The sequence below is a fragment of the Pokkaliibacter sp. MBI-7 genome (assembly GCF_029846635.1).
Lineage (GTDB): Bacteria > Pseudomonadota > Gammaproteobacteria > Pseudomonadales > Balneatricaceae > Pokkaliibacter.
The window spans coordinates 1,366,905-1,393,254 of record NZ_JARVTG010000001.1; the positions used below are offsets into that span (position 1 = coordinate 1,366,905).

Genomic DNA, 26,350 nt, shown 5'->3' on the forward strand with positions numbered 1-26,350 from the left:
ACATCGCCGTCATGGCAGCCACAGTCAAGTTTCACGGCAGGCACAGTCAAGACAGCCCGACGCAAATGGGCGACAAATAGCTCATCGCAGCGGGCGCTGACGGCAGGCACCATCAGACCGGTCACCTTCCCGGCCATCACGCCAGAACCAGCCGCCCCCACCCGCATTTCAGCTTGCAGGTTTCGCCTGATGATCACGATCGAAACGCCTACCTACTACACCGCCACCCGGAAGTATGACCTCAGTTTTCCCTCGCTGGAGGCCGATATTGATGCCGATGTGGTGGTGATCGGCGGTGGCTTTTCCGGTATCAACACCGCGCTTGAGCTGGCCGAGCACGGCATCACCAATATCGTCGTGCTGGAAGCCCGCTATCTCGGTTATGGCGGCACCGGTCGCAACGGTGGCCAGATCATGGCGGGTATTGGCCATGATCTGGAACTGATCAAGAAGGATGTCGGCGAGGATGGCCTGCGGCGTATTTTCGAGATCAGCGACCTGGGTGCCGACATCATCAAGGGGCGCATCGACAAGTACGGCATTGATGCCGACTTCTGCCACGGTTACGGCTATATGGGCTTCAATGCCCGGCAGGAGAAAACCCTGCGCACATGGGAAAAGGAGTTCAGATCACTGAACTCGCGTCATGAAATCCGCCTGCTGGCCGGCAGCGAGGTCCGCCAGATCATCGGTTCCGATGCTTACAGCAGTGCCCTGCTGCATATGGGCGGCGGCCATGTACATTCGCTCAACCTGCTGCTTGGCGAAGCCAAAGCGCTGGCCAGCCACGGCGCGCGGATCTACGAATCCAGCCCGGCACTGGAAGTGGAATACGGCGAGCGTATTCGCGTGCGCACCGCCAAGGGATCGGTCAGGGCCAACAAACTGCTGTGGGCCTGTGACAGCTTTCTCAACCGGCTGGAGCCGGAGCTGCACCGCACCACCATCAATACCTATGCCTTCCAGCTGATGACCGAGCCGTTGTCTGACGAGCTGATTCAGCGCATCAGCCCCATTCGTGGCGCGTACAGCGATATCCGTCCGGTGATCGACTACTACCGCGTCACCCGGGAAAACCGCCTGCTGTTCGGCGCGGCCACGCCCTTTGTCGAGCATATTCCCGCTGACCTCAAGGCCTGGAACCGCAAGCTGATGCTGAAAATTTTCCCCTATCTGCATGAGGTGAAGATTGATCTGGCCTGGGGCGGCCCGATGGCCTGCAGCCCCAACCTGTTTCCACAGATGGGTCAGCTGCCCCAGCGTCCCAATGCCTTCTATGTGCAGGGCTACTCCGGTTTCGGCGTCACCCCCAGCCACATCATCTGCAAGGTACTGGCCGAAGGCATGAGCGAAGGGTCAGCGCGGTATGACCTGCTCAGCTCGGTGCGGCGGCCACGGGTCATCGGTAAGGATCACTTCCGCCCGCTGCTGCTGACCGGTGCCAAAAGCTGGCACCAGCTCAGTGGCTACTGGCACGGCCGGCGCTGATCCCGGTCGGTACGCTGGCCACAAGCACGGCTGGCACAGGTTATTGCCGACTCACTGTCGGCACGACTCCCGATCGCGCTGAGCAGGCACCGGGGGTCGCTTTTGTTTTTCCGTTACCGGACGGATGCAGGTACGCACCTTCCGATACGCCCCCACACTCACCAAACAGGAGTTACAACATGGCCTTTTCTGCAATCACTCTGGGCACCACGCTGGCCGAGCTGGATGCCTGGGGCAGCGTCACTGATCTTGGCTCGGAACTGCTGGAGGGCGACGTCAAAGCCTACGGCAAGATGACCTTTGGCGGCCCCACCGATGCGGTCAGTGCCGGCTGCTTTGGCGCCACTCAGGGCAAGTTCCGCATGGTCTACCCCTTCAACGAGCAGGCCACGGTACTGAGCGGCGAGGTCATCCTGACCGATGAAAGCAGCGGTGAAAGCCGGCACTACCGTGCGGGCGACAGCTGGTTTGTCACCAAGGGCACCGCCGTACTGTGGGAAGTGGTCAGCGACAGCTTTGTGAAGCACTACTTCGCGGTGGTCTGAGCAGGCGCCAGACACGGCCTCACGCAGAAGGCCCAGAAAGCAGCAGAGAACTTGCTGTATAGAAAGCAGCCGGTGAGCCGCCCTTCCGCAGGGGCAGCTCACCGGCTTTCCCCTTTTTTCCACTGGCAAGGTGCCGACCGATGTTAGGCAGAAAGTACCTGCGCAGAATCACTGAACTGGAAGCCGCCGTCGCGGCACTGACCGCCGATAATCAGCAGCTGCATCAGCAACTGCATGACCGTCAGCAACAGCTGCAACATCTGCAACAACAGCTGCTGGCCTCAGACCAGCAACTGCCCAGCACCCTCACGCAACTGCACATGAGCCAGCAGCATGGCCAGCTACAGCAGATTTACCGCGCCATCCATGCGGTATCCGGCGAACTGTTCGAGCCCATGAGCCAGAGCGAAGGCTCCAACCAGAGCATGGAGGCCATCAATACTGAGCTGGGGCAACTGCACGGTGCCATGGTGGCGATGTCCGGCAATACCACCGGGGCCCAGCTGGAAGTGAAGCAGCTGAAAGCGCTGGCCTCCGATATCAACAACTTTGCGGCCATCATCAACAAGATTTCCGAGCAGACTAACCTGCTCGCCCTCAACGCGGCCATTGAGGCGGCCCGCGCCGGTGAGCAGGGCCGGGGCTTTGCCGTGGTCGCCGATGAAGTACGGGAACTGGCCAAACGTGCACGCGAATCCAGCGAAGAAATCTCCGAACTGGTGCAGAAGATTCACCACCATACCCTGCAGGTCGACACCCGGATCGAAGCCCTCAGCCAGCAGGCATTGCAGGTGCAGCAGGTGTCGGCCAGCACCGCCGCGTCGGTCCACCAGACCGCCAGCCAGACCAGCCAGCTGATGAACTCGGTGTACCGCTCCATGGCTCACGGCCACTGCTCAGGCTCGCAGCTGGAACTGCTGTTGCTGTGCAACCAGTGGTTGCAGCACTGGCTGCAGCCGGGGGCCACTCCGCAGTATAAGCAGGCCAGCGACACCGAGTTCGGCCAGTGGTATCTGCATGGTACCGACAACGAATTTGATTACCGCAACACCTCCGCCTTCAAACAGATCAGGCATCCCCTGCTCAGCCTGTTCGACTGGGGCCAGCAACTGATGTCGACCGCACGCAGTGACAGCCACGGTGCAGAACAGCTGCTGCGGCAGATTGATCACGCCCTGGTGCAGATTCATGAACAGATGCTGGCGATCCAGCGTCATCTGTTTGCCCGGCTGGGCTAGCCGTCTGTCACCGATACCCGTGGTCTGCGGCTACCTGAATACAGGCACGGATGGACATTGAGAGGCCTCAACAGACGTACCGCTCATTACAACAGAGGGTCAGACCGGCGGCTGGAGCCCTGCTCGTCGTACATAGTGCTGCCGGAACGCCCGCGGGGTCATGGCTTTCAATGCCCTGAACTGACGGTTGAAGTTGGCCAGTGAACGATAGCCGACCTGATCGGCTACCCAGGCGATGGGCTTGTCGGTCGCCGCCAGCAGCGCACAGGCTTCACCGATGCGCAGGCCAATCAGGTAATCACTCAGGGTCATGCCGGTGTGGCGACGAAACAGTCGCTGCACTCCTGACTCACTGAGGGCGGCCAGTTCCGCCAGCCCGGCAATACTGACCGGCTGCTGATAATGCTGGTGCAGGTGGGCCAGCACCTTCTGCAACCGCCCCTGTTGTACCGGGCGGCTGAGTGCCTGTTCACTCTGTGGCTGTGGATAATGACGGGCCAGCGGCTGGCGCTGGCTGTCTGCTGCCAGTTGCGACAGAAGCTGCAACAAGGTTAGCAAACGCGCCTCCCCCTGCTGCTCGAACAGCTGCTCAATCACGGGGCGGGCCTCACAGGCAGCCGCGTGGCTGAAAGCAACTCCGGCACGGGCCTGCACCAGCAGGGAGGTAATCCGGGCAAACTCCACCACCAGCTGACACAGCGCTGCCGCCCACTGCGGCTGGAACCAGATCACCAGTGCAACGTGATCCTGATCCTGCTGCACTTTCCCGGTGGAATGCCAGGTATGAGGCAAATCCGGCCCGACCAGCACCAGATCAATGTCGCCGTACTGGCCGATATGGTCACCGATATAGCGCTGCCCGCGGGAATTGAGGGTGAGGGTCAGCTCATAAGCCGGATGATGATGCCACTGAAACGGAATGCCCTCCTCCAGACGGCGGTTCAGCAGCACCATCGAGGCATCATCCGCATTGGGCAGCACTTCCAGATAGGGCTTCATAGCGCATCCCGCTTTCTAAAAACGCCGTAATAGTATCAATTCTGGCCGATTGGCTACAACTTGCCCCGCCAGCCGCCACCTAGAATGGCTCCCTCTTCCCGGCTGAGAACAGAACAACAGGAGCCCCCTATGCAGCCCGCACTGAAACGTGATGCCCACCCTTCGACCCAGCGCATCTCCACTCCGCTGAAAGACATACACAAGCAGCTGCCGTTACGGGTGCTCAGTGAAGCCGACTGGCAGCACTGGATTACCCAGGGTTACGTCATTGTCCGTCAGGCGGTCCCCGCGGCACAGGTCGAGGCGCTGGTGAATGTGCTGTGGCAGTTTGATGAGAAAGACCCGCAGGACCCGGGCAGCTGGTACGCCCCGCAGCGTCGCGAGCACAAGATGAAGGAACTGAACGGTACGGGCATGCTGGAAATCTACAACCATCAGGCGCTGTGGGATAACCGTCAGCAGCAGCGGGTATACGACGCCTTTGTGGATATCTGGGATCGCGAAGACCTGTGGGTCACCATCGACCGGGCCAATCTCAATCCACCCAGGCTCGTCAAAGGCAACCCCGACGGTTTCATCCACTGGGATGCCGATACGTCATTGCGCCCGCTCCCTATCGGCGTGCAGGGCGTACTGAGCCTGCTGCGTCAGGACGGGGATGTCGGTGGTTTTCAGTGCATCCCCGAGCTGTTCCACAGCTTCGATCAGTGGCTGGCCACTCAGCCTGCCGACCGTGACCCGATGCACCCTGACCTTGCCGGACTGCAGATCACCAATATCGACCTTGAGGCAGGCGATCTGCTGATCTTCAACTCGCTGCTGGCGCACGGCGTGCGACCCAATCATGCCGAAGGTCGGGTACGTATGGCGCAGTACATCTCCATGCATCCGGCGGAATATGACAATGAAGAAGAGCGTCAGGAGCGTATCCGCTTATGGCAGGAACAGGATCACCCCCAACGAGATGCCTTTCCCGGTGATCCACGGCAATGGGAAAAACACCATGCGGCGGTGGCCAGCCTCAGCCCGCTGGGCGAGAAACTGCTTGGGTTGCAGCCCTGGTAGCAGAACCGGCGCTCAGGAACCTGCCGGGCCTGACCGGTACTTAAGGGTCACAGCCCGACAGACGGCTCGGCCCTCGCCGCGTGGGCCGCCAGCAGGCAGGAGCGGAACAGGCGTTGCAGCGGCAGATCGCGGTTGGCGTAGCGGGTAATCAGCACCAGCTCGCGGTGGAAGGTCAGCTCACCCAGCGGGATGACCTGCATCTCGGCCTGTCGCTCCAGCCACAGCCCGGCCTGCGGCACCAGCGCAACGCCCAGACCACACTCCACCATCTTGACGATGGCATCCAGCTCATCCAGCTCCAGCACCTGCTGCACCGTGAGGCGGTGCTGACGCAGAAAACGGGTCACCTGACGACCACCGAAGGAATGGCTGTCATAGCGGATAAAGGGCTGCTGCCGCAGCAGCTCCGGCACGGATGCCACCCTGATCCCGTTCGGCACCAGCAGCATGAACGGCTCACGACTGATGACTTCGGCATGCAGCTCCTTGGGCAGGGCAAAAGGGGGGCGAATGATGATGGCCAGATCGATTTCACCGGCATCCACCTTGCCAAACAGACTGAGAGACACCCCGGGCACCAGCTTGGGTTCGATGGCCGGTGCCTGCTGGCGCAGACGCAATAAGGTGTCTGGCAGAATACCGGTCTGGGCGGTATTGATGGCCCCGATGCGCAGCTCGCCACGGTAGTCCTCCAGACTGGAAGGGATGCTCATACGGCCAAACAGGTCGAGTATTTCCTCCGCCATCGGTAGTACCCGCTTACCCGCCGAGTTCAGCACCGCCGAGCGGCCGCTGCGATCAAACAACGGCATGCCCAAGGCATCCTCCAGCTGTCGGATCTGGGCACTGACGGCTGACTGGGTCAGTCCAATCTGCTGCCCCGCCGCCGCAAAGGTGCCGTGACGACAGACCATCACAAAGGTTTTCAGCTCTCGGATCATGCCCTGACTCATCAATTTTTTTGTTGCTCGGCAGTCAAAATATCCGCTTTTATATCAACAACTCAATACAGATAATTTTTCTACCGAGAACAGAGACTTAAACAGGCTGTTCAAGCTCTCAAGGACCGGGCCCCGAACGGGAGGCAGGTACCCAAGCAGCCAGCATTAGCCAGGCGTGACGCCGCTGCAGAAGACCTGCCTCCCCGATGGCACGTTGGACGACAGAGCCTGCACAGCTTCCTTCACTTTCTGACCGTGAGAAAAATGATGAGCATTTCCCCATTCCACCTCGCCATCCCTGTTTACGATCTGGCTGCGGCCCGTACTTTCTACGGCGACATCTTCGGCTGCCCTGAAGGCCGTTCCAGTGATCATTGGGTAGACTTTGATTTCTTCGGTCATCAGCTGGTGATCCATGAGCACCCCAAGACCCAGTCTCAGGAAGCCGCCCATACTAATGCGGTGGATGGCCATGATGTACCGGTACCGCACTTTGGCGTCGTACTGGAGTGGGATGTGTGGGAAGCACTGGCCGACCGTCTGAAAGCCCGCAATACCCAGTTTGTGATCGAACCTTACATTCGCTTCCAGGGTCAGGTCGGTGAGCAGGCCACCATGTTCCTGTTCGACCCCTGTGGCAATGCACTGGAATTCAAAGCCTTCAAGGACATCGGCCAGCTGTTTGCCAAGTAATAACGGTCATGAGAACGGCAGCCAGTGCGGCTGCCGTTTGCCTGAACAGCGCAGAACCGCCGTCCGTGTTTCAGGTAGTCAGTTCTGGCGTGGGTAGAGCTGATCCACCAGCGCCGTCCAGTCGAAAGGCTCAAGCTCAGCGTAATGCAATCCGCGCTCCTGCATGGCATCAACCAGCCCCCGCTGCGTCTGCACGATGGCGTCACTCATATGGGGCGTGACACCGACATCGGCTGCCGTCCTGGCCACTTCCTCCATCTCCTCTGCCCGCCGTCGGCCATGCTCTGCCACCCGGCTGATCAGGTAATGCGGGAACTGCGCATCCCAGCCCATGGCCGGAAAGCTCTTGTGCAGTGAAGCCAGTACCGCCTCTTCTGCTCCGTACTGACGGGCGGTAGACAGGCACTCGGTGGTCAGCGCTTCCAGTCCCTTGATCATGATGCTGCGACACATCTTGATGGCCGAGGCCACGCCGACCTGCTCTGCCACCGCGCGCGCATTCATGCCCAGCGCCTGCAGCGCTTCCGCCAGCTCGGCAGCATGAGCACCTCCCAGCAGCATCGGCACCTGCAGTCGTTGTGGCGGCACCGGCGCCATCACTGCAGTATCAATATAGTGCGCACCGCTGGCTTCAACGGCCTGCTGAGCCGCCTGTTTGGTAGCCGGAGCCACCGAATTGATGTCCATGAATATCTGCCCGGCCCCCAGATGCTGAGCCACATCGGTCGCCACCAGTAAGGCCGAGCCCGCGGTCACTGCAGACATCACCACATCAGCCCCCACCACCGCAGCCGCCATGGAGTCACGAGGCTGCACACCATGCTGCAGTGCCTTGTCATGCATAGCAGCACGAGCAGAGGCATCATCCAGCAGCCGGTCATAACAGCAGACCTGAATACCCCTGGCTGCCAGCTCCTGTCCGAGAATGGTTCCGGCCTCACCAAAACCGATCAACGCCAGGGTGGAAATTTTCATCTCAAGCTCCTTGGAAAACAGGTAGGTACGTCAGCATTGCGAAGGAGTTAACAGCGCAGGCGGAAGCCATACACCGCCAGACTTTCCTGCATGAAGTCGAGTTCTTCTGCGCGTCGGAAACCATGGCGCTCATACATCCCCCAGGCCGTACGCATGGCTCTGGTCGAATGGATGACCAGCTGCTGCCGTCCCTGTTCAACCGCCAGGGCAATGCAAGAGGCCATCAGCGCCCTGCCCACTCCCCGCCCCTGTGCCGCCGGGCTGACCGCCAGCAGGCGAAACCCGGCAGCGTCCGTCAGCGTAGTGGCAATGCCGCCGGAGCCATACTGAGCCATATCAGCAAAATAGACCACGGCGCCGAGCAGCTCACCGTCTGCCTCGGCCACCAGCAGCTGCACCCCAGGTCGGGTCGTCAACTGGCCAATATTCGCCAGCATGTCGTAATAGCGCGGCTGCTGTTGTGGTGTGGGAAAATCGGCCAGTGCCGAGTACACAGTGACCATTAGCTGGCCGATAGCCGCATGTTCATCGGCTCGTGCGGTGCGAATCTGCCATGGCTCAGCAGCAGAGGAGGAGAGAGGGAGTGGATGGTCAGTCATGGTGTCTGCACCTGTGGATAATGTCTGCTCTGATCACGCAGCGACTCCGGCCTGTTGCAGTAACAAAAATGGCCGCAAAGTGCGGCCATTTTTGTTGGAGGAAGGTGATGATGACATCCCGTTTTAGAACGGAATATCGTCGTCAAAATCATCAAAGTTGTTCTGCGGTGCCTGAGGCTGTGCAGGTGCCTGACGCTGGGGAGCTGGCTGTTGCTGTGGCTGCTGATAGCCGCCACCGAAGCCGCCCTGAGGCTGAGCTGCAGGCTGAGCTGCAGGCTGCTGGGGAGCAAAGTTCTGCTGCGGAGCATTGTAACCACCACCCTGAGGCTGGCGTGGCGCCTGCTGCTGTGGCTGCTGGTAGTTACCACCGCCCTGCTGAGCGTAGCCACCCTGCTGGTCCATATCGGCATAACCACCGGCGTCCTGGCGGTTATCCAGCAGCTGCATGGAGCCGGAAATATCTACCACGATCTCGGTGGTGTAGCGATCCTGACCGCTCTGGTCCTGCCACTTACGGGTCTGCAGCTTACCTTCTACGTAAACTTTGGAACCCTTGCGAGCATACTGACCGACCACTTCAGCCAGACGGCCAAAGAACACAACACGGTGCCACTCGGTACGATCCTGCATCTGGCCGGTCTGTTTATCTTTCCAGCTTTCGCTGGTTGCCAGGGTAATGTTGGCAACCGCGTTTCCATTGGGCATGTAGCGGACTTCTGGGTCCGTGCCCAGGTTACCGATGAGGATAACCTTGTTGACACCACGTGCCATGCTTCTCTCCCACCTTGAAAGCAATGCGCGACAGGCAGCTCAGCAATGTCCTGTTCAGTGACGACTACCGGGCTGCGCAGAGTAGGCGCAAGTTGAACTATTAAGGGAGGCACATTAACAAAAACTGTTTTTTTGTCCAGTCAGTTTTCATCACGTTAAAGTCTCCCGGCGCTCCGTATTTTCACCCACAACGTCCTGTCAGTTGCTGCCTTTATGAGTACAGGCCGCGCCATTAGTGGCTCTCGTCGCCAGCCTGCGGCACCGTGTCGATGGCATTGTCTCGAATCTCGGCGACAAAATCGTAGCTGTCGCCGGGAAACCAGGAGCGGGTGAACTCAACCCGCTCATCCCGCCCACTGATGCCGATACGCTCTATATAAAGCACGGCACTGTCTGCACTGATCTGCAGCAGGTTGGCTCGTTCTGCATCAATGGATACCGCACGCAGTCGCTGCAATGCCCGCACCGGGCGCACACCCTGCTGATCCATCAGACGGTAGAGGGAGTCTTCCACCATGAAGGGATTGGAAATAAACCGGCAGGGCACCGCGGCCCACTCCAGGGCCATGGGCTGATTGTTGGCGTAGCGCAGTCGGTAAAAGCGCACCACTTCCTCACCCTCAGCCAGTTGCAGCGCCCGGCGTTCGTCTTCATGGGCAATCCCCAGTGACCGGTCCAGCCAGCGCGAATGAGTGACCTTGCCACGCTCCTGCATGACCTCGGTGAAGCTCTTCAGCCGGTTGAGCGGCTGCTCGACCCGCTCACTGACGAACGTGCCCGCGCCCTGACGCTGGATACAGATGCCGTCCTCAACCAGACGATCAATCGCTCGCCGCACCGTAACCCGCGACACTTCCATCTGGGTGGCGATATCACGCTCCGATGGCAAAGCCTCTCCCGCCCGCAGCCGCCCTTCCTGAATGGTGCGGCTGATCAGGGTATAGAGCTGCAAGTACAGCGGCGTTGCGGTATCCCGTAATTGTTCCGGATGGCCAATCAGGCTGGTGACAAGCTCTTCTTTCATCTATCTACCCACTACTGTCTCTTCACCACTGAGTGTTGTACTGCTGGTAAAGAATCCCTGTCAGGCTGTTGTAATTCGATCTGCGAAACCGAAGACGGCAGGACAAGCTGCCCGCCCTGCTTCTGGAACGTGTGCACGATCTCAGCTTTTAAGCAGACGTGGCAGCGCCATGCCATTCTTATCAAACAGATGCGCCATGCCCGGCTTGAAGCCAAAACGAATCTGGCTGTGCACGGCAATCTCCTCATGGCCATCGACCTTGAGTACCAGATCCTGCCCGGCACCATTGCTGGTGTAGACGTAAGTGGCCTCACCCAGCTCTTCGGTCAGGGTAACCTCCCCGACAAAGCAGGTGGGTAACTCCGTCCCCAGGCTCAGATGCTCAGGGCGCACTCCCAGAGAGACCGGATCACCGGACTGCAACTGGCTGCCATCCACCGCCACCTCTGCCAGAACGCCGCATTCTAGCATGACCGACACGCCGCTCGCCGACGCCTGTTGTACCTTACCGGCGAGCACATTCATCTTCGGTGAACCGATAAACTGAGCAACAAACAGGGTTTGGGGATGGTGGTACAAACTGAGGGGCGCGCCACACTGTTCAATGCGACCACCGTTCATCACCACAATCTTGTCCCCCAGCGTCATGGCTTCCACCTGATCGTGGGTGACATAGACGATGGTAGCTCCAAGCTCCTGATGCAGCTTGCCCAGCTCCACCCGGGTCTGCACCCGCAGCGAGGCATCGAGGTTGGACAGCGGCTCATCAAACAGAAAAACCTTGGGATCACGCACGATGGCACGGCCAATGGCCACACGCTGCCGCTGTCCGCCGGACAGCTCGCGCGGCAGGCGATGCAGCAGATGATCAATCTTCAGCTTGCGGGCAGCCTCTTCCACCTTCTTCTGCATATCGGCCTTGCTGGCTCCGGCAATTTTCAGCCCGAACGCCATGTTCTTGAATACCGACATGTGGGGATACAGCGCATAGGACTGAAACACCATGGCGATACCGCGCCTGGCTGGCGGCTGGTGATTCACGACCACATCATCGATCAGCAGCTCACCGTCGCTGATCTCCTCCAGCCCGGCCAGCAGACGCAGCAGGGTCGACTTGCCACAGCCCGACTCGCCCACCAGCACCACAAACTCACCGTGTTGAATGTCCAGATCGATACCATGCAGGACTTTAACCTCGTTAAAGCGTTTCTGCAGGTTCTTCAGCTGTACTTTGGCCATCTTGTTGTTTACCTCACATTCACTCGCTAACTGATCTTGTCTCTCGCACACCCGTTCATCCAGGCGTGTAGTCACTTACTTCACGGCTCCGGCGGTCAGACCGCGGATCAGCTGACGCGAGAAGATCAGGTACAACACCAGCACCGGGACAATGGCCAGGGTGAGGGATGACAGCACCGCATTCCAGTCTGTTACGTACTGCCCGACGAACTGCTGGACGCCCAGCGTAATGGTGCGGCTTTCCTCACCCGGAGCGAGAATCAGCGGGAACCACAGGTCGTTCCAGATCGGGATCATGGTGAACACGGCCACTGTCGCCATGGCTGGGCGCAGCAGCGGCAGGATCACCGCAAAGAAGATCTTGTATTCACTGATGCCATCACAGCGGGCCGCCTCTTTCAGCTCCTTGGGTATGGTGCGGATAAACTCCGAAAGGATATACACCGCCAGCGGTAACCCCTGGGCAATGTAGACCAGTACCAGCGCGGTCAGCGTGTTGACCAGATGCAGCTGCACCATCAGGTTGAGAATACTGACCGTGCCCAGACGAATCGGAATCATGATGCCCATGGCAAACAGGAAGGCCAGCAGCAGATTGCCGCGGAAGCGGTATTCCGTCAGCGCCCAGGCGGCCATCGCCCCCAGCAACAGCACCAGTCCCACTGCCAGAATGGTCACTACCAGACTGTTACAGGCATAGAGGCCAAAGTCTGAGCGCAGTAATACCTGTTCAAAACCACCCAGATTGAGCGTATCCAGCGAAGGCAGGCCGAGGGGGTCACGGAAGATCGCCTTGCGGCTCTTCAGTGAGTTGATCAGCACCAGCAGAATAGGAAACAGCGCAATCACGGTATAGGTCAGCAGTACCGCATGCACAGCCAGCGCCTTGCCGGTCTGGGCGCCACGCTGCCACCCGCCTGAGGCAGGCTGTGAGCGATCGAAAAAGAGTGCTTTCATGCTGCCCCCTTACAACTGGAATCGGTTAATACGGCGCTGCACCACCAGCAGGAAGACCATGACTCCGGCGAGGATGATCAGGAACATCAGCGTGGCCACGGCGGCCCCCATGGTGGGGCTGCCCTGCTGCAGCTGGAAGCCAAAGAAGGTGCGATAGAACAGCGTTCCCATGATGTCGGTGGAGAAATTCGGCCCGGCCAGCGCCCCCTTCACGGCATAGATCAGCTCAAAAGCGTTGAAGTTGGCGACAAAGGTGAGAATCGACACCATGGCGATGGTCGGCAGAATCAGTGGCAGTTTGACGTAAAAGAAGGTCTGCAGCGGATTGGCGCCGTCCACCACACTGGCATCGACAATTTCATCGGGAATATTCAGCAGCGAGGCGTAGATCAGCATCATCGGGATACCAACAAACTGCCAGACCGAAATCAGCCCGAGGGTAATCAGTGCCGTACCTTCCTTCCCCAGCCAGCTGTCGAAATGATTGCCAAGGCCGATGCCATACATGAAGTTCTCGGCAATGCCCCAGATCGGGCTGAGGATCAGCTGCCAGATAAAACCGATGATGACCACTGACAGCATGGTCGGCATAAAGATCAGGGTGCGGTAGGTGTTGCGCAGACGCAGCTTGGGCAGGCTCAGCAACACGGCCAGCAGCAGCCCGATAGGATTCTGCAGCAGCATATGGATGAAGAAGAACTCGAAGTTATTCTTCAGGGCATTCCAGAACGCATCGGACCAGGTGCTGTCCGTCAGCAGGGTGACAAAATTGCGCAGCCCCACAAAGGCGTGACCACCATCGGCCGCGTCTCCGTAGAAACTCATACGCAGGGTATCCAGCAGTGGATAAACGCTGAACACCAGATAAATCGCAAGTCCCGGCAGCAGGAAAAACAGAATATGCCACGGGAAAGGGCGACGTTCAGAGTGCTTCATCAAACTGTACCTCGGGACGAACGTGGTGGGCTGCGGAGCGTTTCCGCCGACGACACAGGGTACGGCAAAGTGCATGTCGTACCCTGCCAGCCAGCTCAGCAACAAGCCAGCAGAACACCAGCCCGACCCATATCGCTATGGATTATTTCTGGTGAGGGGCATACCACTTGCTCAGACCGGTTTCGAGCTGTGCTCCGGCCTGTTCGGGCGTCAGGGTGCCGTTGATCACCTGGGCACTGACGTTCCACAACTCGTTTTCGAGGTTGGGCGTGCCGCGGGAAAGGATCTGGTAGGAGTTACGAATGGTGGTTTTGCACTGTTTGCGCCAGCTGACAAACTCCTGAGCCACCGGATCCTTGATGCTGACCTGATAGTTCGACAGCGGGAAGAAGCCAGGCACCGCATTGGCAAACAAGGTGGCGAACTCTTCGCTGGCCATCCAGTTCAGGAAAGCCTTCGCCGCTTCAGGGTGAGCGCTCTTGCTGTTGATGCCCATACCGATGTCAGTGTGGTCACTGATGTAGCAGGTGCCCTGACCATCTGGCACCGGTGGCATAAAGGCGCCAAATTCAAAGTCAGCCTGGGTGTTAAAGGTCTGAATATCCCATGAACCTGCCGGATAAATGGCACCACGACCAAGAGAGAACAGGTTCTGTGCATCCGCATACTTAAGTGACTCAAAACCGCGACGCAGATAAGGTTTCCACTTAGCCAGCTCATCAAAGGTTTTGACGTAAGGTTCATCGGTAAACTTGGCACTGCCATCAATCAGCGCCTTGCGACCCTCCTCCCCTTTCCAGTAGTTAGGCCCGATGTTCTGGAAGCCCATGGTGGCGGCTTCCCATTGATCTGCCGTGCCCATGACCAGAGGCGTGTACTGTCCGTCTTCTTTGATCTTGTCGAGCACCGAGAAAAACTCGCTTTCGGTTTTGGGCACCGACAGGTTCAGTTCTTTGAAGATGGCCTTGTTGTAGATGAAGCCATGAATCACCGATGCCATCGGTAAACAGAATTGATCTTTGCCATCATCGGTCTGCCAGGCCGTTTTAGCCACATCGGGGAAGGCTGCCATCCCCTGCAGGTCATTCAGACTGGCCAGGAAGCCACTCTTGTACAGCTCCAGTGAGGCATCGAAAGGGCGGCAGGCGATCAGATCACCGGCGGTGCCCGCCTGCAGACGGGCCTGCAAGGCAGAGTTGTAATCGGTGGGAGGAGTAGGTGTGAATACCACTTCAATATCAGGATGCGACTTTTCAAAGGCTGGAATGATGACATCATTCCAGATATTGGCATCATCACTACGCCAGCTCTCAATGGCCAGCTTATCCTTGGCCAGAACCGGTCCGCTCAATGCGGCCCCCAGCGCCAAAGCCAGTAATGATCGGGTAAAAGGGTGTTTGGTCAGGTCAGACATATCCGCTCTCTCACTGCATTCAGGTTGTGTGGATGGTCTTGTTGTTATCCAGATTTGTCTCAGTCAACGCCTAAGCATCTAGACCAAATTAATACCACTACTGATCATTTTGCAAGCAAACCTTAAATTCTTTTTCTATTTTGGACAAAGTTTGACAGAGAGTCGTTTTTGGCGATTAATATTGGTATCCAAGTGGTATTCAAAACAACACCACTCAACCCAGTACCAATGGAAGATTCACCGTCATGCGTGTTGTCATTGCCCCCAGTGATCAGATTGCCAGCAAGGCTGCGGATATTGTCTGCCAGCAACTCCAGCGCAAACCCGACTCTGTGCTCGGGCTGGCCACCGGCAGCACCCCGGTAGCGCTATATCGTGAGCTGATCAGCCGTTATCAGCAGCAGCAAGTCAGCTTTGCCAGGGCAGCCAGCTTCAATCTGGATGAATACATCGGCCTGAGCAGCGAGCATCCACAAAGTTATCGTTACTTCATGCAGCAACAGCTCTTCGACCATATCGATATCATGCCGGAACAGACGCACGTACCTGATGGCATGTCCGAGCCGCTGAGCAGCTGTCAGGCCTATGAACAGGCGATTGGCGCCGCTGGCGGGATAGACCTGCAGATTCTGGGAATTGGCCACAATGGCCATATTGGTTTCAATGAGCCAGGCTCCAGCCTCAGTTCGCACACCCGCATCAAGACGCTGACTCCCACCACACTGGAAGCCAACAGGCGCTTTTTCCGTGACGATGAATTCCAGCCCTGTCTGGCCATCACCATGGGCATCGCCACCATCCTGCAGAGCCGTCAGGTACTACTGCTGGCCTCCGGCGAAGCCAAGGCCGAGGCGGTTCAGCGTACAGTTGAAGGCCCACTCAGCGCCTTTACCCCTGCCTCCAGTCTGCAGATGCATGAACATGCCATCGTACTGATCGACGAAGCCGCCGCCTCACAGCTGCAGCTGCGCGACTATTACCTGTGGTGTGAACAGCAACGCAGCCAACTCGGCATGTAGGTAACAAGGAGGCAGAGATGAGCATCCATTTCCTGCTGGGGGTCGACGGCGGCGGCACCAGCTGCCGCGCTCGCCTGGAGGACAGGCACGGCCGTATCCTGGGCGAAAGTCGTGGCGGCACCGCCAATCCACGCACAGGCATTCGTCAGGCCTGGGATAACATTATGCAGACCTGTCTGGAAGCCTGTCGGCAAGGTCAGCTCAGTAGCGATGACATGCAGCATGTGCGGCTGGGTCTTGGCCTGGCTGGTACCAACCAGAGCTACGAGCGTCAGCTGATCCTTAGTCAGCCGCATCCTTTCGGGGAAACCTGTCTGCTGACCGATGCCCATACCGCCTGCCTCGGCGCCTTCAACGGCGGAGAAGGCGGTATTGTCATTCTGGGCACCGGCAGTTGCGCGGTCAGCTTTGTGACACAGCGCTTTCATCTGTTCGGAGGCTGGGGCTTTCCAATCTCCGACCAGGCCAGCGGCGCATGGCTGGGACTGCATCTGGTCAGTCATGCACTGGCAGCACTGGATTATATGCAGCCCAGCTCTCCTCTGGCCGAGCAGGTCGCTGAGCACTTCAGGCAACAGCGGGAAAACTTTGTCACCTGGCAAAATCACGCCCTGCCTCGCGACTACGCCAGTTTCGCACCGTGGATTTATGCTGCAGCCCGGCAGCGCGACCCTCTGGCACTGGAACTCATTCAGCATCAGGTGGAATGGATTGAGCGTTTTGTCAGGCAGCTGCTACACACCGGCTGCCAGCAGGTGGCACTGATGGGAGGCCTTGCCGAGGCCGTACAGCCCTGGCTGCCCCCCTCACTTCTGACTTATCTCGCCACACCACAAGCCGATGCTCTGGCGGGCGCCATCCTGATGGCCCGTCAGCAACTTGGATATCACCCATGACGCATTCAGCCTTGTCTCGCACCTCTGCCACACAGCACCTATACGCTGAACGATTGTTTGATGGTGAGCACTGGCTTACCGAACAACTCATCAGTATCGAGCATGGGCGTATCAGTACCATCGCGCCTTACTCCACCAGACAGCACGCGCATCTGTCTAAGCAGGACAGTACAGGCCTCATCGCACCGGGTTTTATTGATATCCACGTCAATGGTGGCGGAGGTGTACTGTTCAATCACCAGCCCAATGCCGAAGCGCTGGCGGCCATCGTCAAAGCACACAGCCAGTTCGGCACGGTGGCGCTATTACCCACCCTGATTACTGATGATGATGACGTCATGCAGTGTGCGCATCAGGCGATCTGTCAGGCCCTTGGTCCGCAGCAGATTGCGGGTATCCTCGGCGTACACTACGAGGGGCCCTATCTCAATCCATTGCGCAAGGGAGTGCATCATGAAAGCAAGATTCGCCCGGCCAATCCCGAGTTCTTTGCCCCTCTGCTAAAACTCCCAGATGAGGGCAAGGTACTGGTCACCCTTGCTCCGGAACTCGCCCCAGCAGGCTTTATTCAGATGCTGGCAGCACAGGGCGTACGCGTCAGTGCCGGCCATACTGCGGCCAGCTACGCACAGATTCAGCAGGCGCTGGCGCAGGGAGTGAGCGGTTTTACTCATCTGTTCAATGCCATGAGCCCACTTACCAGTCGCGAACCGGGTGTGGTGGGAGCGGCACTGGATGACAGAGACAGCTGGTGCGGCATGATCGTCGATGGCTATCACATTCATCCCGCGGTGATGCGCACAGCAATACGAGCCAAAGGTAGCGACAAGATCATGCTGGTGACCGATGCCATCCACAGTGTTGGCTATGGTCAGCGCGAGTTGGATTTCCTTGGCAAAGCAGTGCTCAACGATAACGGTAAGGTCACGACACTGGATGGCACACTGGCGGGTTCTGATCTGGATATGGCCAGCGCGGTGCGCAATGCACTGCAATATGGTCTGGGTGACGAAACCGCTGTACTGCAAATGGCCTCACGTAATCCCGCCCAGTATTTGCGAGTCAGCCATCAACTGGGCTATTTACGACCTGGATATCAGGCCAGCATGGTGTGCCTGGACAATAACTGGCAGGTTATACAGTGCTGGATAAACGGACAGTATCAAGTCAGCGATTCTGATAGATAATCACGATGGGTTACAGGGTTTAGACTGAGGCAGGGCACCACTATAATTCGCTTTTCGACTTTCGGGTCGTCCGTTCTGCCCCCTCTGCTGTGGAGCCCCTGATGGACACTATTCTGGTACGCGGTGCCCGTACCCATAACCTCAAAAACATCGATGTCGATCTACCCCGGGACAAACTGATCGTCATTACCGGTCTGTCCGGTTCCGGTAAATCCTCGCTGGCTTTCGATACGCTCTATGCCGAGGGCCAGCGCCGCTATGTCGAGTCGCTGTCGACCTATGCTCGACAGTTTCTGTCGATGATGGAAAAGCCCGATGTCGATCATATTGAAGGCTTATCCCCTGCCATTTCCATTGAGCAGAAATCCACCTCCCATAACCCGCGCTCAACCGTCGGCACCATCACTGAAATTTATGACTACCTGCGCCTGCTGTATGCCAGAGTGGGCCAGCCGCGCTGCCCCGATCATGATCTGCCACTGGAGGCACAAACCGTCAGTCAGATGGTGGATCAGGTGCTGGGGCTGGAGGAAGGCTGCCGCCTGATGCTGCTAGCGCCGGTCATTCAGGGACGTAAAGGTGAACATCAAAACATTCTGCAGAACCTGCGTGCACAAGGCTTTGTCCGTGCTCGCATCGATGGCCAGATCTACGAACTGGACGACACGCCGGAACTCGACAAGAAACGTAAACACACGATCGAGGTGGTGGTTGATCGCTTTAAGGTACGTAGCGATATCCAGCTACGTCTGGCAGAGTCTTTTGAAACCGCACTACAACTGAGTGACGGCATTGCCAAGATCGCCTTTATGGATGAAGAACAGCGCGCCGAACTGGTTTTCTCCGCCCGCTTCGCCTGTCCTGAATGCGGTTACAGTATCAGCGAACTGGAGCCCCGGCTGTTTTCCTTTAACAATCCCCACGGCGCCTGTCAGACCTGTGACGGACTGGGTGTAAAACAGTTTTTTGACCCGAAACGTGTACTGGTCTCTGACGATCTATCTCTTGCAGAAGGCGCGATCAAAGGCTGGGATCGCCGCAGCGTATACTACTTTCAGCTGTTAAAGGCCGTAGCGGAGCACTATGGCTTTGACGTAAATACCGCGTTCAGGGAGCTGTCGCCTCCCCAGAAGAATGCGGTCCTTTATGGCACCGGTCAGGAAGCAGTGCAGTTCAACTACAGCAGTGACCGAGGTTTGCAAATCAGCCGTGCTCATCCGTTTGAGGGCGTCTTACCCAACATGGAGCGCCGTTATCGCGAAACAGACTCACAGCAGGTCAGGGACGAGCTGTCACAATATCTCACCAATACTAAATGCCCCTCCTGTACTGGTACGCGCCTGCGCAAAGAAGCAAGGCATGTCTTCATTGAAGGAAAAAATCTGCCTTCCATCACCAGCCTGCCGGTAGGAGATTGTTTCGACTACTTCAGCGAGCTGAAACTGGATGGCAAACGAGGCGAAATCGCGGACAAAATCCTGAAAGAAATTCGCGCTCGTCTGAGCTTTCTGGTGAACGTCGGCCTGGATTACCTGACGATAGAGCGTAGTGCTGACACCTTGTCTGGCGGAGAAGCTCAGCGCATTCGTCTGGCCAGCCAGATAGGTGCGGGACTGGTGGGCGTCATGTATATCCTTGACGAGCCCTCTATAGGCTTGCACCAGCGTGACAATGACCGCCTGCTCCAGACCCTGACGCATTTACGTGACCTAGGAAATACCGTCATCGTAGTTGAACATGATGAAGACGCTATCCGCCTTGCAGACCATGTACTGGACATCGGCCCCGGTGCCGGAGTGCACGGTGGCACCATTACTGCCCAAGGTACGCCAGCAGAAGTCATGGCCAATCCAAACTCGCTTACAGGTCAGTACCTAAGCGGGAAGAAGTGCATCGCAGTACCTGAGAATCGCACGCCCTTTGACAGCAAGTGCGTGCTGGAAATTCAGGGAGCCAGCGGCAATAACCTGCAGAATGTCGACCTCTGCATACCTGTAGGTCTATTTACCTGCGTGACTGGCGTTTCCGGCTCTGGCAAATCCACGCTGATAAACACCACGCTCTACCCTCTGGCCGCAGCCGCGCTCAATGGCGCAACAACGCTTGAACCTTCACCCTACAAAAAAATGAAGGGCATGGAGCAGTTCGACAAGGTCGTAGACATCGATCAAAGCCCCATAGGCCGTACTCCTCGCTCCAACCCAGCAACCTACACCGGTATCTTTACTCCCATTCGCGAGCTATTTTCTGGCACCCAGGAGGCCCGTTCACGCGGTTACAAACCAGGACGCTTCAGCTTTAACGTCAAAGGCGGACGCTGTGAAGCATGCCAGGGGGACGGTGTCATCAAAGTAGAAATGCACTTCCTTCCTGACATTTATGTCCCCTGTGATATCTGCAAAGGAAAACGTTACAACCGCGAGACACTGGAAGTCACCTACAAAGGCAAGAGCATCACTGAAGTTCTTGAAATGACCGTAGAAGATGCACTGAGTTTCTTCTCTGCAGTGCCAATGATTGCACGTAAGCTGCAAACACTCATGGATGTGGGCCTGTCCTACATACGACTGGGCCAGAGCGCAACAACGTTATCCGGAGGTGAAGCACAACGCGTCAAACTCGCGAAGGAGCTATCCAAACGAGATACCGGCAAGACACTGTATATTCTGGATGAGCCAACGACCGGTCTGCATTTCTATGACATTCAGCAACTTCTGAATGTGCTGCACAGACTGCGTGATCACGGCAACACAGTAGTGGTCATTGAGCATAATCTGGACGTGATTAAAACCGCAGACTGGCTGGTCGATCTGGGCCCAGAAGGCGGTAGCCGTGGCGGCCAGATTATTGCCACCGGCACACCGGAACAGGTTGCGGAGAATCCACAATCCCACACGGGACATTTCCTTAAACCCTTGCTGGAAAAAGGCAACCGAGAACGTCAGCTGGTTATTGAAGACTAACTGGTCCTCCAACTTCTGCACTGTAAATATCGTAGTAATAGAAAGCCCGGCAACCGCAGGGTTTTCTATTTGAAATCGACAGAAGACAGAAGACAGAAGACAGAAGACAGAAGACAGAAGACAGAAGACAGAAGACAGAAGACAGAAGACAGAAGACAGAAGACAGAAGACAGAAGACAGAAGACAGAAGACAGAAGACAGAAGAGTAACCCTAAAAACAAAAATGCCCGCTAGCTTTCACTAACGGGCATTTTTTACACCTTGCGGTGATCTACCTTATTCGCCAGCTTCTTCAACAGCTACAGCGTTTTCAGGACGATCAACCAGCTCAACGAACGCCATGGGAGCGCTGTCGCCAGGGCGGAAACCACATTTCAGAATGCGGATGTAGCCACCGGGACGAGCCTCATAACGAGGACCCAATTCGTTGAACAGCTTACCTACAGCTTCTTTGCTGCGGGTACGAGCGAAAGCCAGACGGCGATTTGCTACGGAGTCAACCTTAGCCAGGGTGATCAGCGGCTCAGCAAAGCGACGCAGTTCTTTCGCCTTCGGCAGAGTAGTCTTAATCACTTCGTTTTCGAACAGTGACACTGCCATGTTCTTGAACATGGCCTTGCGGTGTGCACTGGTACGATTAAAGTGGCGACCGCTTTTACGATGACGCATGTCTAATTCCTTACCAAACTCAAGTGTTGGTAGCTAGGTGGTCAGGATGCAGCTTTATCGTCATTGCGCAGGGAGGCCGGCGGCCAATTCTCCAAACGCATGCCAAGCGACAGACCACGGGAGGCCAACACATCTTTAATTTCAGTCAGAGATTTCTTACCCAGGTTGGGAGTCTTGAGCAACTCAACCTCTGTACGCTGGATAAGATCGCCGATGTAATAGATGTTTTCTGCTTTCAAACAGTTTGCAGAACGAACGGTCAGTTCAAGCTCGTCTACCGGGCGCAGCAGAATAGGATCGAACTCTTCCTCTTCTTTCACAGGCTCTGGCTCTTTGTCTGCTTCCAGATCAACGAACACAGCCAGCTGCTGTTGCAGAATAGTAGCGGCACGACGGATAGCTTCTTCAGGATCAATGGTACCATTGGTTTCCAGATCGATGACCAGCTTGTCCAAGTCAGTACGCTGCTCTACACGAGCACTTTCTACAACATAGGCCACGCGGCGAACCGGGCTGTAGCTGGCATCCAGCTGCAGGCGGCCGATAACACGGCTTTCATCGTCCGCTGCAAGACGGTTGTCTGCAGGAACATAACCACGACCACGAGTGATCTTCAACTGAGCAGACAAGCTACCAGCTTCGTTCAGATGAGCGATCACGTGATCGGGATTGATAACTTCAACGTCATGAGGCAGCTCAAGATCTGCTGCTGTGACGACACCGGGGCTTTTCTTGTTCAGCTTCAGCGTCGCTTCTTCCCCGCTATGCATAGCTACTGCTACGCCTTTGAGGTTCAGCAGAATCTCAATCACATCTTCTTGAACGCCTTCAATAGCGCTGTACTCATGAAGTACGCCATCAATCTGTACTTCAGTGATAGCACATCCTGGCATTGAAGAAAGCAGGATGCGACGCAGGGCATTACCCAAGGTGTGGCCGAAGCCCCTTTCCAGGGGCTCCAGGGTCACTTTTGCATGAGTCTTGCTGATTTCCTGCACGTCAATATGACGTGGGGTTAGAAATTCGCTGACTGAACGCTGCATAGTTCCACCTAGTGTTGAAGTTGAACTGCTGACTAATTACTTAGAGTACAGCTCAACAATCAGGTTTTCATTGATGTCTGAGGGAAGATCGCTACGCTCTGGAAGAGTTTTGAATACACCTTCCATTTTGTTCGCATCAACCTCGACCCACTGAACAGGTGCACGCTGAGCTGCCAAGTCCAGTGCGCTCTTGATACGCAGCTGGCTTTTTGATTTCTCACGTACAGCCACAACATCACCAGGAACAACCTGGTAAGAGGGGATGTTCACAGCCTTACCATTAACGGTAATAGCTTTGTGAGAAACGATCTGGCGAGCTTCTGCACGAGTAGCTCCGAAGCCCATGCGATAAACTACGTTATCCAGACGGCCTTCCAGCAGTTTCAGCAGGTTTTCACCAGTCGCGCCCTTCAAACGGGCAGCGTTTTTGTAATAGTTACGGAATTGACGCTCAAGAATGCCGTAAATACGACGAACTTTTTGCTTTTCACGCAACTGCAGACCGTAGTCAGACAGACGACCACGACGGGCGCCATGCACGCCAGGAGCGGTGTCTACTTTGCATTTTGAATCCAGCGCACGGACGCCGCTTTTCAGGAACAGATCTGTTCCCTCACGACGAGACAGCTTGCACTTGGGTCCGATATAACGAGCCATTTACCGTCTCCTAGTTATACACGACGCTTCTTGGGAGGACGACAGCCGTTGTGAGGGATCGGCGTTACGTCCGTGATATTGGTGATCTTGTAACCTACAGCGTTCAGAGCACGAACGGCAGATTCACGACCTGGACCTGGTCCTTTGACCAGAACATCCAGATTCTTAAGACCATATTCCAACGCTACCTGTCCGGCACGCTCTGCAGCTACCTGAGCTGCGAACGGGGTGCTCTTACGAGAACCACGGAAACCGGAACCACCAGCGGTAGCCCAAGAAAGGGTGTTACCTTGACGATCAGTAATGGTCACGATGGTGTTGTTAAACGAAGCGTGGATGTGTGCTACGCCGTCAACAACCTGCTTCTTGACCTTTTTACGGGTACGAGCACTAGGCTTGGCCATACGAAAATTCCTTCGCTAACGCTTACTTGCGGATCGGTTTACGCGGGCCCTTACGAGTGCGCGCGTTGGTCTTGGTACGTTGACCACGAACCGGAAGATTGCGACGATGACGCAGGCCACGATAGCAGCCCAGGTCCATCAGACGCTTGATACTCATAGAGATTTCGCGACGAAGGTCACCTTCGACGGTATGCTTGGCTACTTCGCCACGCAGAATATCAAGCGTCTCTTCAGACAGATCAGCGATCTTTGTAGACGGCGCGATACCAACGGTATCACACAGCTGTTTAGCAGTAGTGCGGCCGATCCCATAGATATAAGTCAGGGAGATCACCGCATGCTTATTGTCAGGAATATTGACGCCAGCTATACGGGCCATTCAATTTACTCCGATACTTGAACTCGCCAGAGCGAGCTTCGACAATAGGGTATGAACCGTCGAAGGAAGACGCGCTATATTTTGTCTGGCATGCTCTAAATCATGCCAGACGAACGCGCTTCTCAACGAACGAAAAGGCAACTTAGCCTTGACGCTGCTTGTGACGGGGTTCAACTTTGCAGATCACGCGAACGGAACCGTTGCGACGTACGATCTTGCAGTTACGACAAATTTTCTTTACAGAGGCACGAACTTTCATGCTTCACTCCATAGAGTTCCAGGGTTTTGGCGATCAGAGACCGCCAATTCCACGTAAATTGGACTTACGCATCAGCGACTCATACTGATGAGACATCAGATGAGATTGAACCTGCGCCATAAAATCCATAACCACTACCACGACGATCAGCAACGATGTCCCACCGAAATAGAATGGAACATGCCACGCAACCACAAGGAACTGAGGCAGAAGGGACACTGCAGTGATGTACAAACCACCAGCAAGAGTCAAGCGGGTCAGAACATTGTCAATATAACGTGCAGACTGATCGCCTGGACGAATTCCAGGAATCAATGCGCCAGACTTCTTCAGGTTGTCAGCAACATCCTTCGGATTGAATACCAGCGCAGTGTAGAAGAAACAGAAGAACAGTATACTAATCGCAAATACCAGAAGATACAATGGCTGACCAGGTGATAATGCCAAAGCAATATCCTGAAGCCACTGCATACTCTCACTCTGACCAAACCACTGACCAACAGAGGCCGGAAATAGCAGAATACTGGATGCGAAAATTGGTGGAATTACACCTGCCATATTCACCTTCAAGGGAAGGTGACTAGTTTGAGCCGCATACATGCGGCGCCCTTGCTGACGCTTAGCGTAGTTAATAGTTATACGACGCTGACCACGCTCAACAAAGACAACAAATGCAATTGTCGCCACAGCCAATACTGCAATACCCAGTAGAACCAGGATATTCATGTCGCCCTGACGCGCAGCCTCAAAAGATTGCCCGATTGCTCGGGGTAATCCTGCAACGATGCCAGAGAAAATCAGTATTGAGATACCGTTACCAATGCCCTTCTCAGTTACTTGTTCGCCAAGCCACATCATGAAGACAGAGCCGGCAACCAGGGTAGAAACCGCAACAATGTAGAAACCAAGGCTCGCCTCAAAGGCGATACCTTGGTTTGCTAGACCAACAGCCAAGCCAAAAGATTGGAAGGATGCCAATACCACAGTACCGTAACGCGTATACTGGGTAATTTTACGACGACCACCCTCACCTTCTTTCTTCAGCTGCTCTAACTGCGGAACCACCACGGTTAGGAGCTGCATGATAATCGATGCTGAAATGTAGGGCATAATGCCCAACGCAAAGATACTCATGCGCTCAAGGGCACCACCTGAAAACATGTTGAACAAGCTCAGAATGGTACCCTGGTTCTGTTCGAACATGGCTGCAAGGCGATCAGGATTGATCCCCGGCACTGGTATGTGGGCACCGATTCGATACACCACGATAGCCAACAATACAAAGCGCAAACGAGCCCAAAGCTCACCTAAACCACTTTGCACACCTGCCGGAATATTTCCTTGCTTAGCCATTGAACATTATTCCTCGACTTTTCCGCCTGCAGCTTCGATTGCAGCTTTCGCACCAGCGGTCACACGTAGACCACGGATAGTAACTGCTTTCGTCACTTCACCAGACAGAATGATCTTCGCACGCTTGATGGAGCCGTTGATGATATTGGCAGCACGCAATGCAGCCAGATCAACAACTTCACCCTCAACAGCAGCAAGCTCAGACAAACGCACTTCAGCGGTAGTCATTGCCATGCGAGAGATAAAGCCAAACTTGGGCAGACGACGCTGAATTGGCATCTGACCGCCTTCGAAGCCTACACGAATGCCGCCACCAGCACGTGACTTAGCACCCTTGTGACCACGACCAGCAGTCTTACCCAGACCGCTACCAATACCGCGGCCTACACGCTTCGCTACCTTCTTAGCACCTTCACCAGGGCTCAGATTATTCAAATACATAATCTTCTCCTCACTCGGCTTCAACGCGAACCAGATAGTTCACCTTGTTGATCATGCCGCGGATTGAAGGGGTGTCTTGCAGCTCAACGGTGTGACCAATGCGACGCAGACCCAGGCCAACGACTGTAGCGCGATGCTTGGGCTGCTTGCCGAATGGGCTGCGAACCAGAGTTACTTTCAAAGTCTTAGACATGGT

At 56.2% G+C, this 26,350-nt stretch carries 28 protein-coding genes; 9 read left to right on the plus strand and 19 right to left on the minus strand.

Going from position 1 to position 26,350, the window contains the following annotated elements:
- The first annotated feature begins 189 nt into the window (after positions 1-189).
- The 3 genes from QCD60_RS06125 (at position 190) to QCD60_RS06135 (ending at position 3,271) form a co-directional block, all read left to right on the plus strand.
- Positions 190-1,488 carry an FAD-binding oxidoreductase gene (locus QCD60_RS06125; protein ID WP_279783369.1) on the plus strand — a complete coding sequence of 433 codons (1,299 nt, stop codon included), beginning with the start codon at positions 190-192 and terminating at the stop codon, positions 1,486-1,488.
- Positions 1,489-1,667: 179 nt separating this feature from the next.
- On the plus strand, positions 1,668-2,033 hold the full coding sequence (locus QCD60_RS06130; RefSeq protein ID WP_279783372.1) for a cupin domain-containing protein: 366 nt from the start codon (positions 1,668-1,670) through the stop codon (positions 2,031-2,033).
- Between the two features lie 140 nt (positions 2,034-2,173).
- Positions 2,174-3,271, plus strand: a complete 1,098-nt coding sequence (locus QCD60_RS06135; protein WP_279783374.1) for a methyl-accepting chemotaxis protein — start codon at positions 2,174-2,176, stop codon at positions 3,269-3,271.
- A gap of 99 nt (positions 3,272-3,370) precedes the next feature.
- Here QCD60_RS06135 and QCD60_RS06140 read toward each other — a convergent pair whose 3' ends face one another.
- Complete coding sequence (locus tag QCD60_RS06140; protein ID WP_279783376.1) at positions 3,371-4,270, minus strand: AraC family transcriptional regulator; 900 nt, start codon at positions 4,268-4,270, stop codon at positions 3,371-3,373.
- Between the two features lie 129 nt (positions 4,271-4,399).
- Between QCD60_RS06140 and QCD60_RS06145 the strand changes: the two genes are divergently transcribed.
- On the plus strand, positions 4,400-5,335 hold the full coding sequence (locus QCD60_RS06145; RefSeq protein WP_279783378.1) for a phytanoyl-CoA dioxygenase: 936 nt from the start codon (positions 4,400-4,402) through the stop codon (positions 5,333-5,335).
- Between the two features lie 47 nt (positions 5,336-5,382).
- Here the strand turns inward: QCD60_RS06145 and QCD60_RS06150 are convergent, their stop codons facing one another.
- Positions 5,383-6,276 (minus strand): LysR family transcriptional regulator, encoded by an 894-nt coding sequence (locus QCD60_RS06150; protein WP_279783380.1) that lies wholly within the window; start codon positions 6,274-6,276, stop codon positions 5,383-5,385.
- A gap of 267 nt (positions 6,277-6,543) precedes the next feature.
- On the opposite strand from QCD60_RS06150, the gene QCD60_RS06155 reads away from it, so the two are divergent.
- Positions 6,544-6,969, plus strand: coding sequence for a VOC family protein (locus tag QCD60_RS06155; RefSeq protein ID WP_104156901.1), 426 nt, complete (start codon positions 6,544-6,546; stop codon positions 6,967-6,969).
- 78 nt (positions 6,970-7,047) lie between these two features.
- Here the strand turns inward: QCD60_RS06155 and QCD60_RS06160 are convergent, their stop codons facing one another.
- From QCD60_RS06160 to QCD60_RS06195, 8 genes are all read right to left on the minus strand, one after another.
- Entirely contained in the window at positions 7,048-7,944 is an 897-nt protein-coding gene (locus tag QCD60_RS06160) for an NAD(P)-dependent oxidoreductase (RefSeq protein ID WP_279783382.1), read from the minus strand.
- Between the two features lie 47 nt (positions 7,945-7,991).
- The gene (locus QCD60_RS06165; RefSeq protein ID WP_279783386.1) at positions 7,992-8,543 is read right to left on the minus strand and encodes a GNAT family N-acetyltransferase; all 552 of its coding nucleotides are present in this window, start codon (positions 8,541-8,543) and stop codon (positions 7,992-7,994) included.
- Positions 8,544-8,666: 123 nt separating this feature from the next.
- On the minus strand, positions 8,667-9,314 hold the full coding sequence (ssb, locus tag QCD60_RS06170) for a single-stranded DNA-binding protein (RefSeq protein ID WP_279783388.1): 648 nt from the start codon (positions 9,312-9,314) through the stop codon (positions 8,667-8,669).
- 232 nt (positions 9,315-9,546) lie between these two features.
- Positions 9,547-10,338: a GntR family transcriptional regulator gene (locus tag QCD60_RS06175; RefSeq protein ID WP_279783390.1), complete on the minus strand. Its 792-nt coding sequence runs from the start codon at positions 10,336-10,338 to the stop codon at positions 9,547-9,549.
- Between the two features lie 141 nt (positions 10,339-10,479).
- Positions 10,480-11,577: a sn-glycerol-3-phosphate ABC transporter ATP-binding protein UgpC gene (gene ugpC / locus QCD60_RS06180; protein ID WP_279783392.1), complete on the minus strand. Its 1,098-nt coding sequence runs from the start codon at positions 11,575-11,577 to the stop codon at positions 10,480-10,482.
- Positions 11,578-11,652: 75 nt separating this feature from the next.
- Positions 11,653-12,534: a carbohydrate ABC transporter permease gene (locus tag QCD60_RS06185; protein ID WP_279783395.1), complete on the minus strand. Its 882-nt coding sequence runs from the start codon at positions 12,532-12,534 to the stop codon at positions 11,653-11,655.
- A gap of 9 nt (positions 12,535-12,543) precedes the next feature.
- Positions 12,544-13,470 carry a sugar ABC transporter permease gene (locus QCD60_RS06190; protein WP_110189999.1) on the minus strand — a complete coding sequence of 309 codons (927 nt, stop codon included), beginning with the start codon at positions 13,468-13,470 and terminating at the stop codon, positions 12,544-12,546.
- 142 nt (positions 13,471-13,612) lie between these two features.
- Positions 13,613-14,884: an ABC transporter substrate-binding protein gene (locus QCD60_RS06195; RefSeq protein WP_279783400.1), complete on the minus strand. Its 1,272-nt coding sequence runs from the start codon at positions 14,882-14,884 to the stop codon at positions 13,613-13,615.
- A 245-nt stretch (positions 14,885-15,129) separates the two neighbouring features.
- On the opposite strand from QCD60_RS06195, the gene nagB reads away from it, so the two are divergent.
- From nagB to uvrA, 4 genes are all read left to right on the plus strand, one after another.
- Positions 15,130-15,903, plus strand: coding sequence for a glucosamine-6-phosphate deaminase (nagB, locus tag QCD60_RS06200; protein WP_279783402.1), 774 nt, complete (start codon positions 15,130-15,132; stop codon positions 15,901-15,903).
- Between the two features lie 17 nt (positions 15,904-15,920).
- On the plus strand, positions 15,921-16,799 hold the full coding sequence (locus QCD60_RS06205) for a BadF/BadG/BcrA/BcrD ATPase family protein (protein WP_279783404.1): 879 nt from the start codon (positions 15,921-15,923) through the stop codon (positions 16,797-16,799).
- Positions 16,796-17,986, plus strand: coding sequence for an N-acetylglucosamine-6-phosphate deacetylase (gene nagA, locus QCD60_RS06210; protein ID WP_279783406.1), 1,191 nt, complete (start codon positions 16,796-16,798; stop codon positions 17,984-17,986). The genes QCD60_RS06205 and nagA overlap by 4 nt, the downstream gene beginning before the upstream one ends.
- A 101-nt stretch (positions 17,987-18,087) precedes the next feature.
- On the plus strand, positions 18,088-20,949 hold the full coding sequence (gene uvrA, locus QCD60_RS06215; RefSeq protein ID WP_279783408.1) for an excinuclease ABC subunit UvrA: 2,862 nt from the start codon (positions 18,088-18,090) through the stop codon (positions 20,947-20,949).
- 276 nt (positions 20,950-21,225) lie between these two features.
- Here uvrA and rplQ read toward each other — a convergent pair whose 3' ends face one another.
- The 9 genes from rplQ to rpmD form a co-directional block, all read right to left on the minus strand.
- Positions 21,226-21,618 (minus strand): 50S ribosomal protein L17, encoded by a 393-nt coding sequence (gene rplQ / locus QCD60_RS06220; RefSeq protein ID WP_104156788.1) that lies wholly within the window; start codon positions 21,616-21,618, stop codon positions 21,226-21,228.
- 41 nt (positions 21,619-21,659) lie between these two features.
- Positions 21,660-22,661: a DNA-directed RNA polymerase subunit alpha gene (rpoA, locus tag QCD60_RS06225; RefSeq protein WP_104156789.1), complete on the minus strand. Its 1,002-nt coding sequence runs from the start codon at positions 22,659-22,661 to the stop codon at positions 21,660-21,662.
- A 36-nt stretch (positions 22,662-22,697) separates the two neighbouring features.
- Complete coding sequence (rpsD, locus tag QCD60_RS06230; RefSeq protein WP_110186663.1) at positions 22,698-23,318, minus strand: 30S ribosomal protein S4; 621 nt, start codon at positions 23,316-23,318, stop codon at positions 22,698-22,700.
- A gap of 14 nt (positions 23,319-23,332) precedes the next feature.
- Positions 23,333-23,722 (minus strand): 30S ribosomal protein S11, encoded by a 390-nt coding sequence (rpsK, locus tag QCD60_RS06235; RefSeq protein WP_104156791.1) that lies wholly within the window; start codon positions 23,720-23,722, stop codon positions 23,333-23,335.
- Between the two features lie 22 nt (positions 23,723-23,744).
- A complete protein-coding gene (gene rpsM / locus QCD60_RS06240) occupies positions 23,745-24,101 on the minus strand; it encodes a 30S ribosomal protein S13 (RefSeq protein ID WP_104156792.1) in 357 nt (118 codons plus the stop codon).
- A 142-nt stretch (positions 24,102-24,243) separates the two neighbouring features.
- Positions 24,244-24,360: a 50S ribosomal protein L36 gene (gene rpmJ, locus QCD60_RS06245; protein ID WP_007021200.1), complete on the minus strand. Its 117-nt coding sequence runs from the start codon at positions 24,358-24,360 to the stop codon at positions 24,244-24,246.
- Between the two features lie 33 nt (positions 24,361-24,393).
- Entirely contained in the window at positions 24,394-25,713 is a 1,320-nt protein-coding gene (gene secY, locus QCD60_RS06250; RefSeq protein ID WP_104156793.1) for a preprotein translocase subunit SecY, read from the minus strand.
- Positions 25,714-25,719: 6 nt separating this feature from the next.
- Positions 25,720-26,154, minus strand: coding sequence for a 50S ribosomal protein L15 (gene rplO, locus QCD60_RS06255; protein WP_104156794.1), 435 nt, complete (start codon positions 26,152-26,154; stop codon positions 25,720-25,722).
- 10 nt (positions 26,155-26,164) lie between these two features.
- Positions 26,165-26,347: a 50S ribosomal protein L30 gene (gene rpmD / locus QCD60_RS06260; protein WP_104156795.1), complete on the minus strand. Its 183-nt coding sequence runs from the start codon at positions 26,345-26,347 to the stop codon at positions 26,165-26,167.
- Between the last annotated feature and the right edge of the window lie 3 nt (positions 26,348-26,350).

Excerpts from the sequence above, each read along its gene's own strand:
- QCD60_RS06125 (WP_279783369.1), top strand. The coding sequence starts at position 190 with ATGATCACGATCGAAACGCCTACCTACTACACCGCCACCCGGAAGTAT.
- QCD60_RS06130 (WP_279783372.1), top strand. The coding sequence starts at position 1,668 with ATGGCCTTTTCTGCAATCACTCTGGGCACCACGCTGGCCGAGCTGGAT.
- QCD60_RS06135 (WP_279783374.1), top strand. The coding sequence starts at position 2,174 with ATGTTAGGCAGAAAGTACCTGCGCAGAATCACTGAACTGGAAGCCGCC.
- QCD60_RS06140 (WP_279783376.1), bottom strand. The coding sequence starts at position 4,270 with ATGAAGCCCTATCTGGAAGTGCTGCCCAATGCGGATGATGCCTCGATG.
- QCD60_RS06145 (WP_279783378.1), top strand. The coding sequence starts at position 4,400 with ATGCAGCCCGCACTGAAACGTGATGCCCACCCTTCGACCCAGCGCATC.
- QCD60_RS06150 (WP_279783380.1), bottom strand. The coding sequence starts at position 6,276 with ATGATCCGAGAGCTGAAAACCTTTGTGATGGTCTGTCGTCACGGCACC.
- QCD60_RS06155 (WP_104156901.1), top strand. The coding sequence starts at position 6,544 with ATGAGCATTTCCCCATTCCACCTCGCCATCCCTGTTTACGATCTGGCT.
- QCD60_RS06160 (WP_279783382.1), bottom strand. The coding sequence starts at position 7,944 with ATGAAAATTTCCACCCTGGCGTTGATCGGTTTTGGTGAGGCCGGAACC.
- QCD60_RS06165 (WP_279783386.1), bottom strand. The coding sequence starts at position 8,543 with ATGACTGACCATCCACTCCCTCTCTCCTCCTCTGCTGCTGAGCCATGG.
- ssb (WP_279783388.1), bottom strand. The coding sequence starts at position 9,314 with ATGGCACGTGGTGTCAACAAGGTTATCCTCATCGGTAACCTGGGCACG.
- QCD60_RS06175 (WP_279783390.1), bottom strand. The coding sequence starts at position 10,338 with ATGAAAGAAGAGCTTGTCACCAGCCTGATTGGCCATCCGGAACAATTA.
- ugpC (WP_279783392.1), bottom strand. The coding sequence starts at position 11,577 with ATGGCCAAAGTACAGCTGAAGAACCTGCAGAAACGCTTTAACGAGGTT.
- QCD60_RS06185 (WP_279783395.1), bottom strand. The coding sequence starts at position 12,534 with ATGAAAGCACTCTTTTTCGATCGCTCACAGCCTGCCTCAGGCGGGTGG.
- QCD60_RS06190 (WP_110189999.1), bottom strand. The coding sequence starts at position 13,470 with ATGAAGCACTCTGAACGTCGCCCTTTCCCGTGGCATATTCTGTTTTTC.
- QCD60_RS06195 (WP_279783400.1), bottom strand. The coding sequence starts at position 14,884 with ATGTCTGACCTGACCAAACACCCTTTTACCCGATCATTACTGGCTTTG.
- nagB (WP_279783402.1), top strand. The coding sequence starts at position 15,130 with ATGCGTGTTGTCATTGCCCCCAGTGATCAGATTGCCAGCAAGGCTGCG.
- QCD60_RS06205 (WP_279783404.1), top strand. The coding sequence starts at position 15,921 with ATGAGCATCCATTTCCTGCTGGGGGTCGACGGCGGCGGCACCAGCTGC.
- nagA (WP_279783406.1), top strand. The coding sequence starts at position 16,796 with ATGACGCATTCAGCCTTGTCTCGCACCTCTGCCACACAGCACCTATAC.
- uvrA (WP_279783408.1), top strand. The coding sequence starts at position 18,088 with ATGGACACTATTCTGGTACGCGGTGCCCGTACCCATAACCTCAAAAAC.
- rplQ (WP_104156788.1), bottom strand. The coding sequence starts at position 21,618 with ATGCGTCATCGTAAAAGCGGTCGCCACTTTAATCGTACCAGTGCACAC.
- rpoA (WP_104156789.1), bottom strand. The coding sequence starts at position 22,661 with ATGCAGCGTTCAGTCAGCGAATTTCTAACCCCACGTCATATTGACGTG.
- rpsD (WP_110186663.1), bottom strand. The coding sequence starts at position 23,318 with ATGGCTCGTTATATCGGACCCAAGTGCAAGCTGTCTCGTCGTGAGGGA.
- rpsK (WP_104156791.1), bottom strand. The coding sequence starts at position 23,722 with ATGGCCAAGCCTAGTGCTCGTACCCGTAAAAAGGTCAAGAAGCAGGTT.
- rpsM (WP_104156792.1), bottom strand. The coding sequence starts at position 24,101 with ATGGCCCGTATAGCTGGCGTCAATATTCCTGACAATAAGCATGCGGTG.
- rpmJ (WP_007021200.1), bottom strand. The coding sequence starts at position 24,360 with ATGAAAGTTCGTGCCTCTGTAAAGAAAATTTGTCGTAACTGCAAGATC.
- secY (WP_104156793.1), bottom strand. The coding sequence starts at position 25,713 with ATGGCTAAGCAAGGAAATATTCCGGCAGGTGTGCAAAGTGGTTTAGGT.
- rplO (WP_104156794.1), bottom strand. The coding sequence starts at position 26,154 with ATGTATTTGAATAATCTGAGCCCTGGTGAAGGTGCTAAGAAGGTAGCG.
- rpmD (WP_104156795.1), bottom strand. The coding sequence starts at position 26,347 with ATGTCTAAGACTTTGAAAGTAACTCTGGTTCGCAGCCCATTCGGCAAG.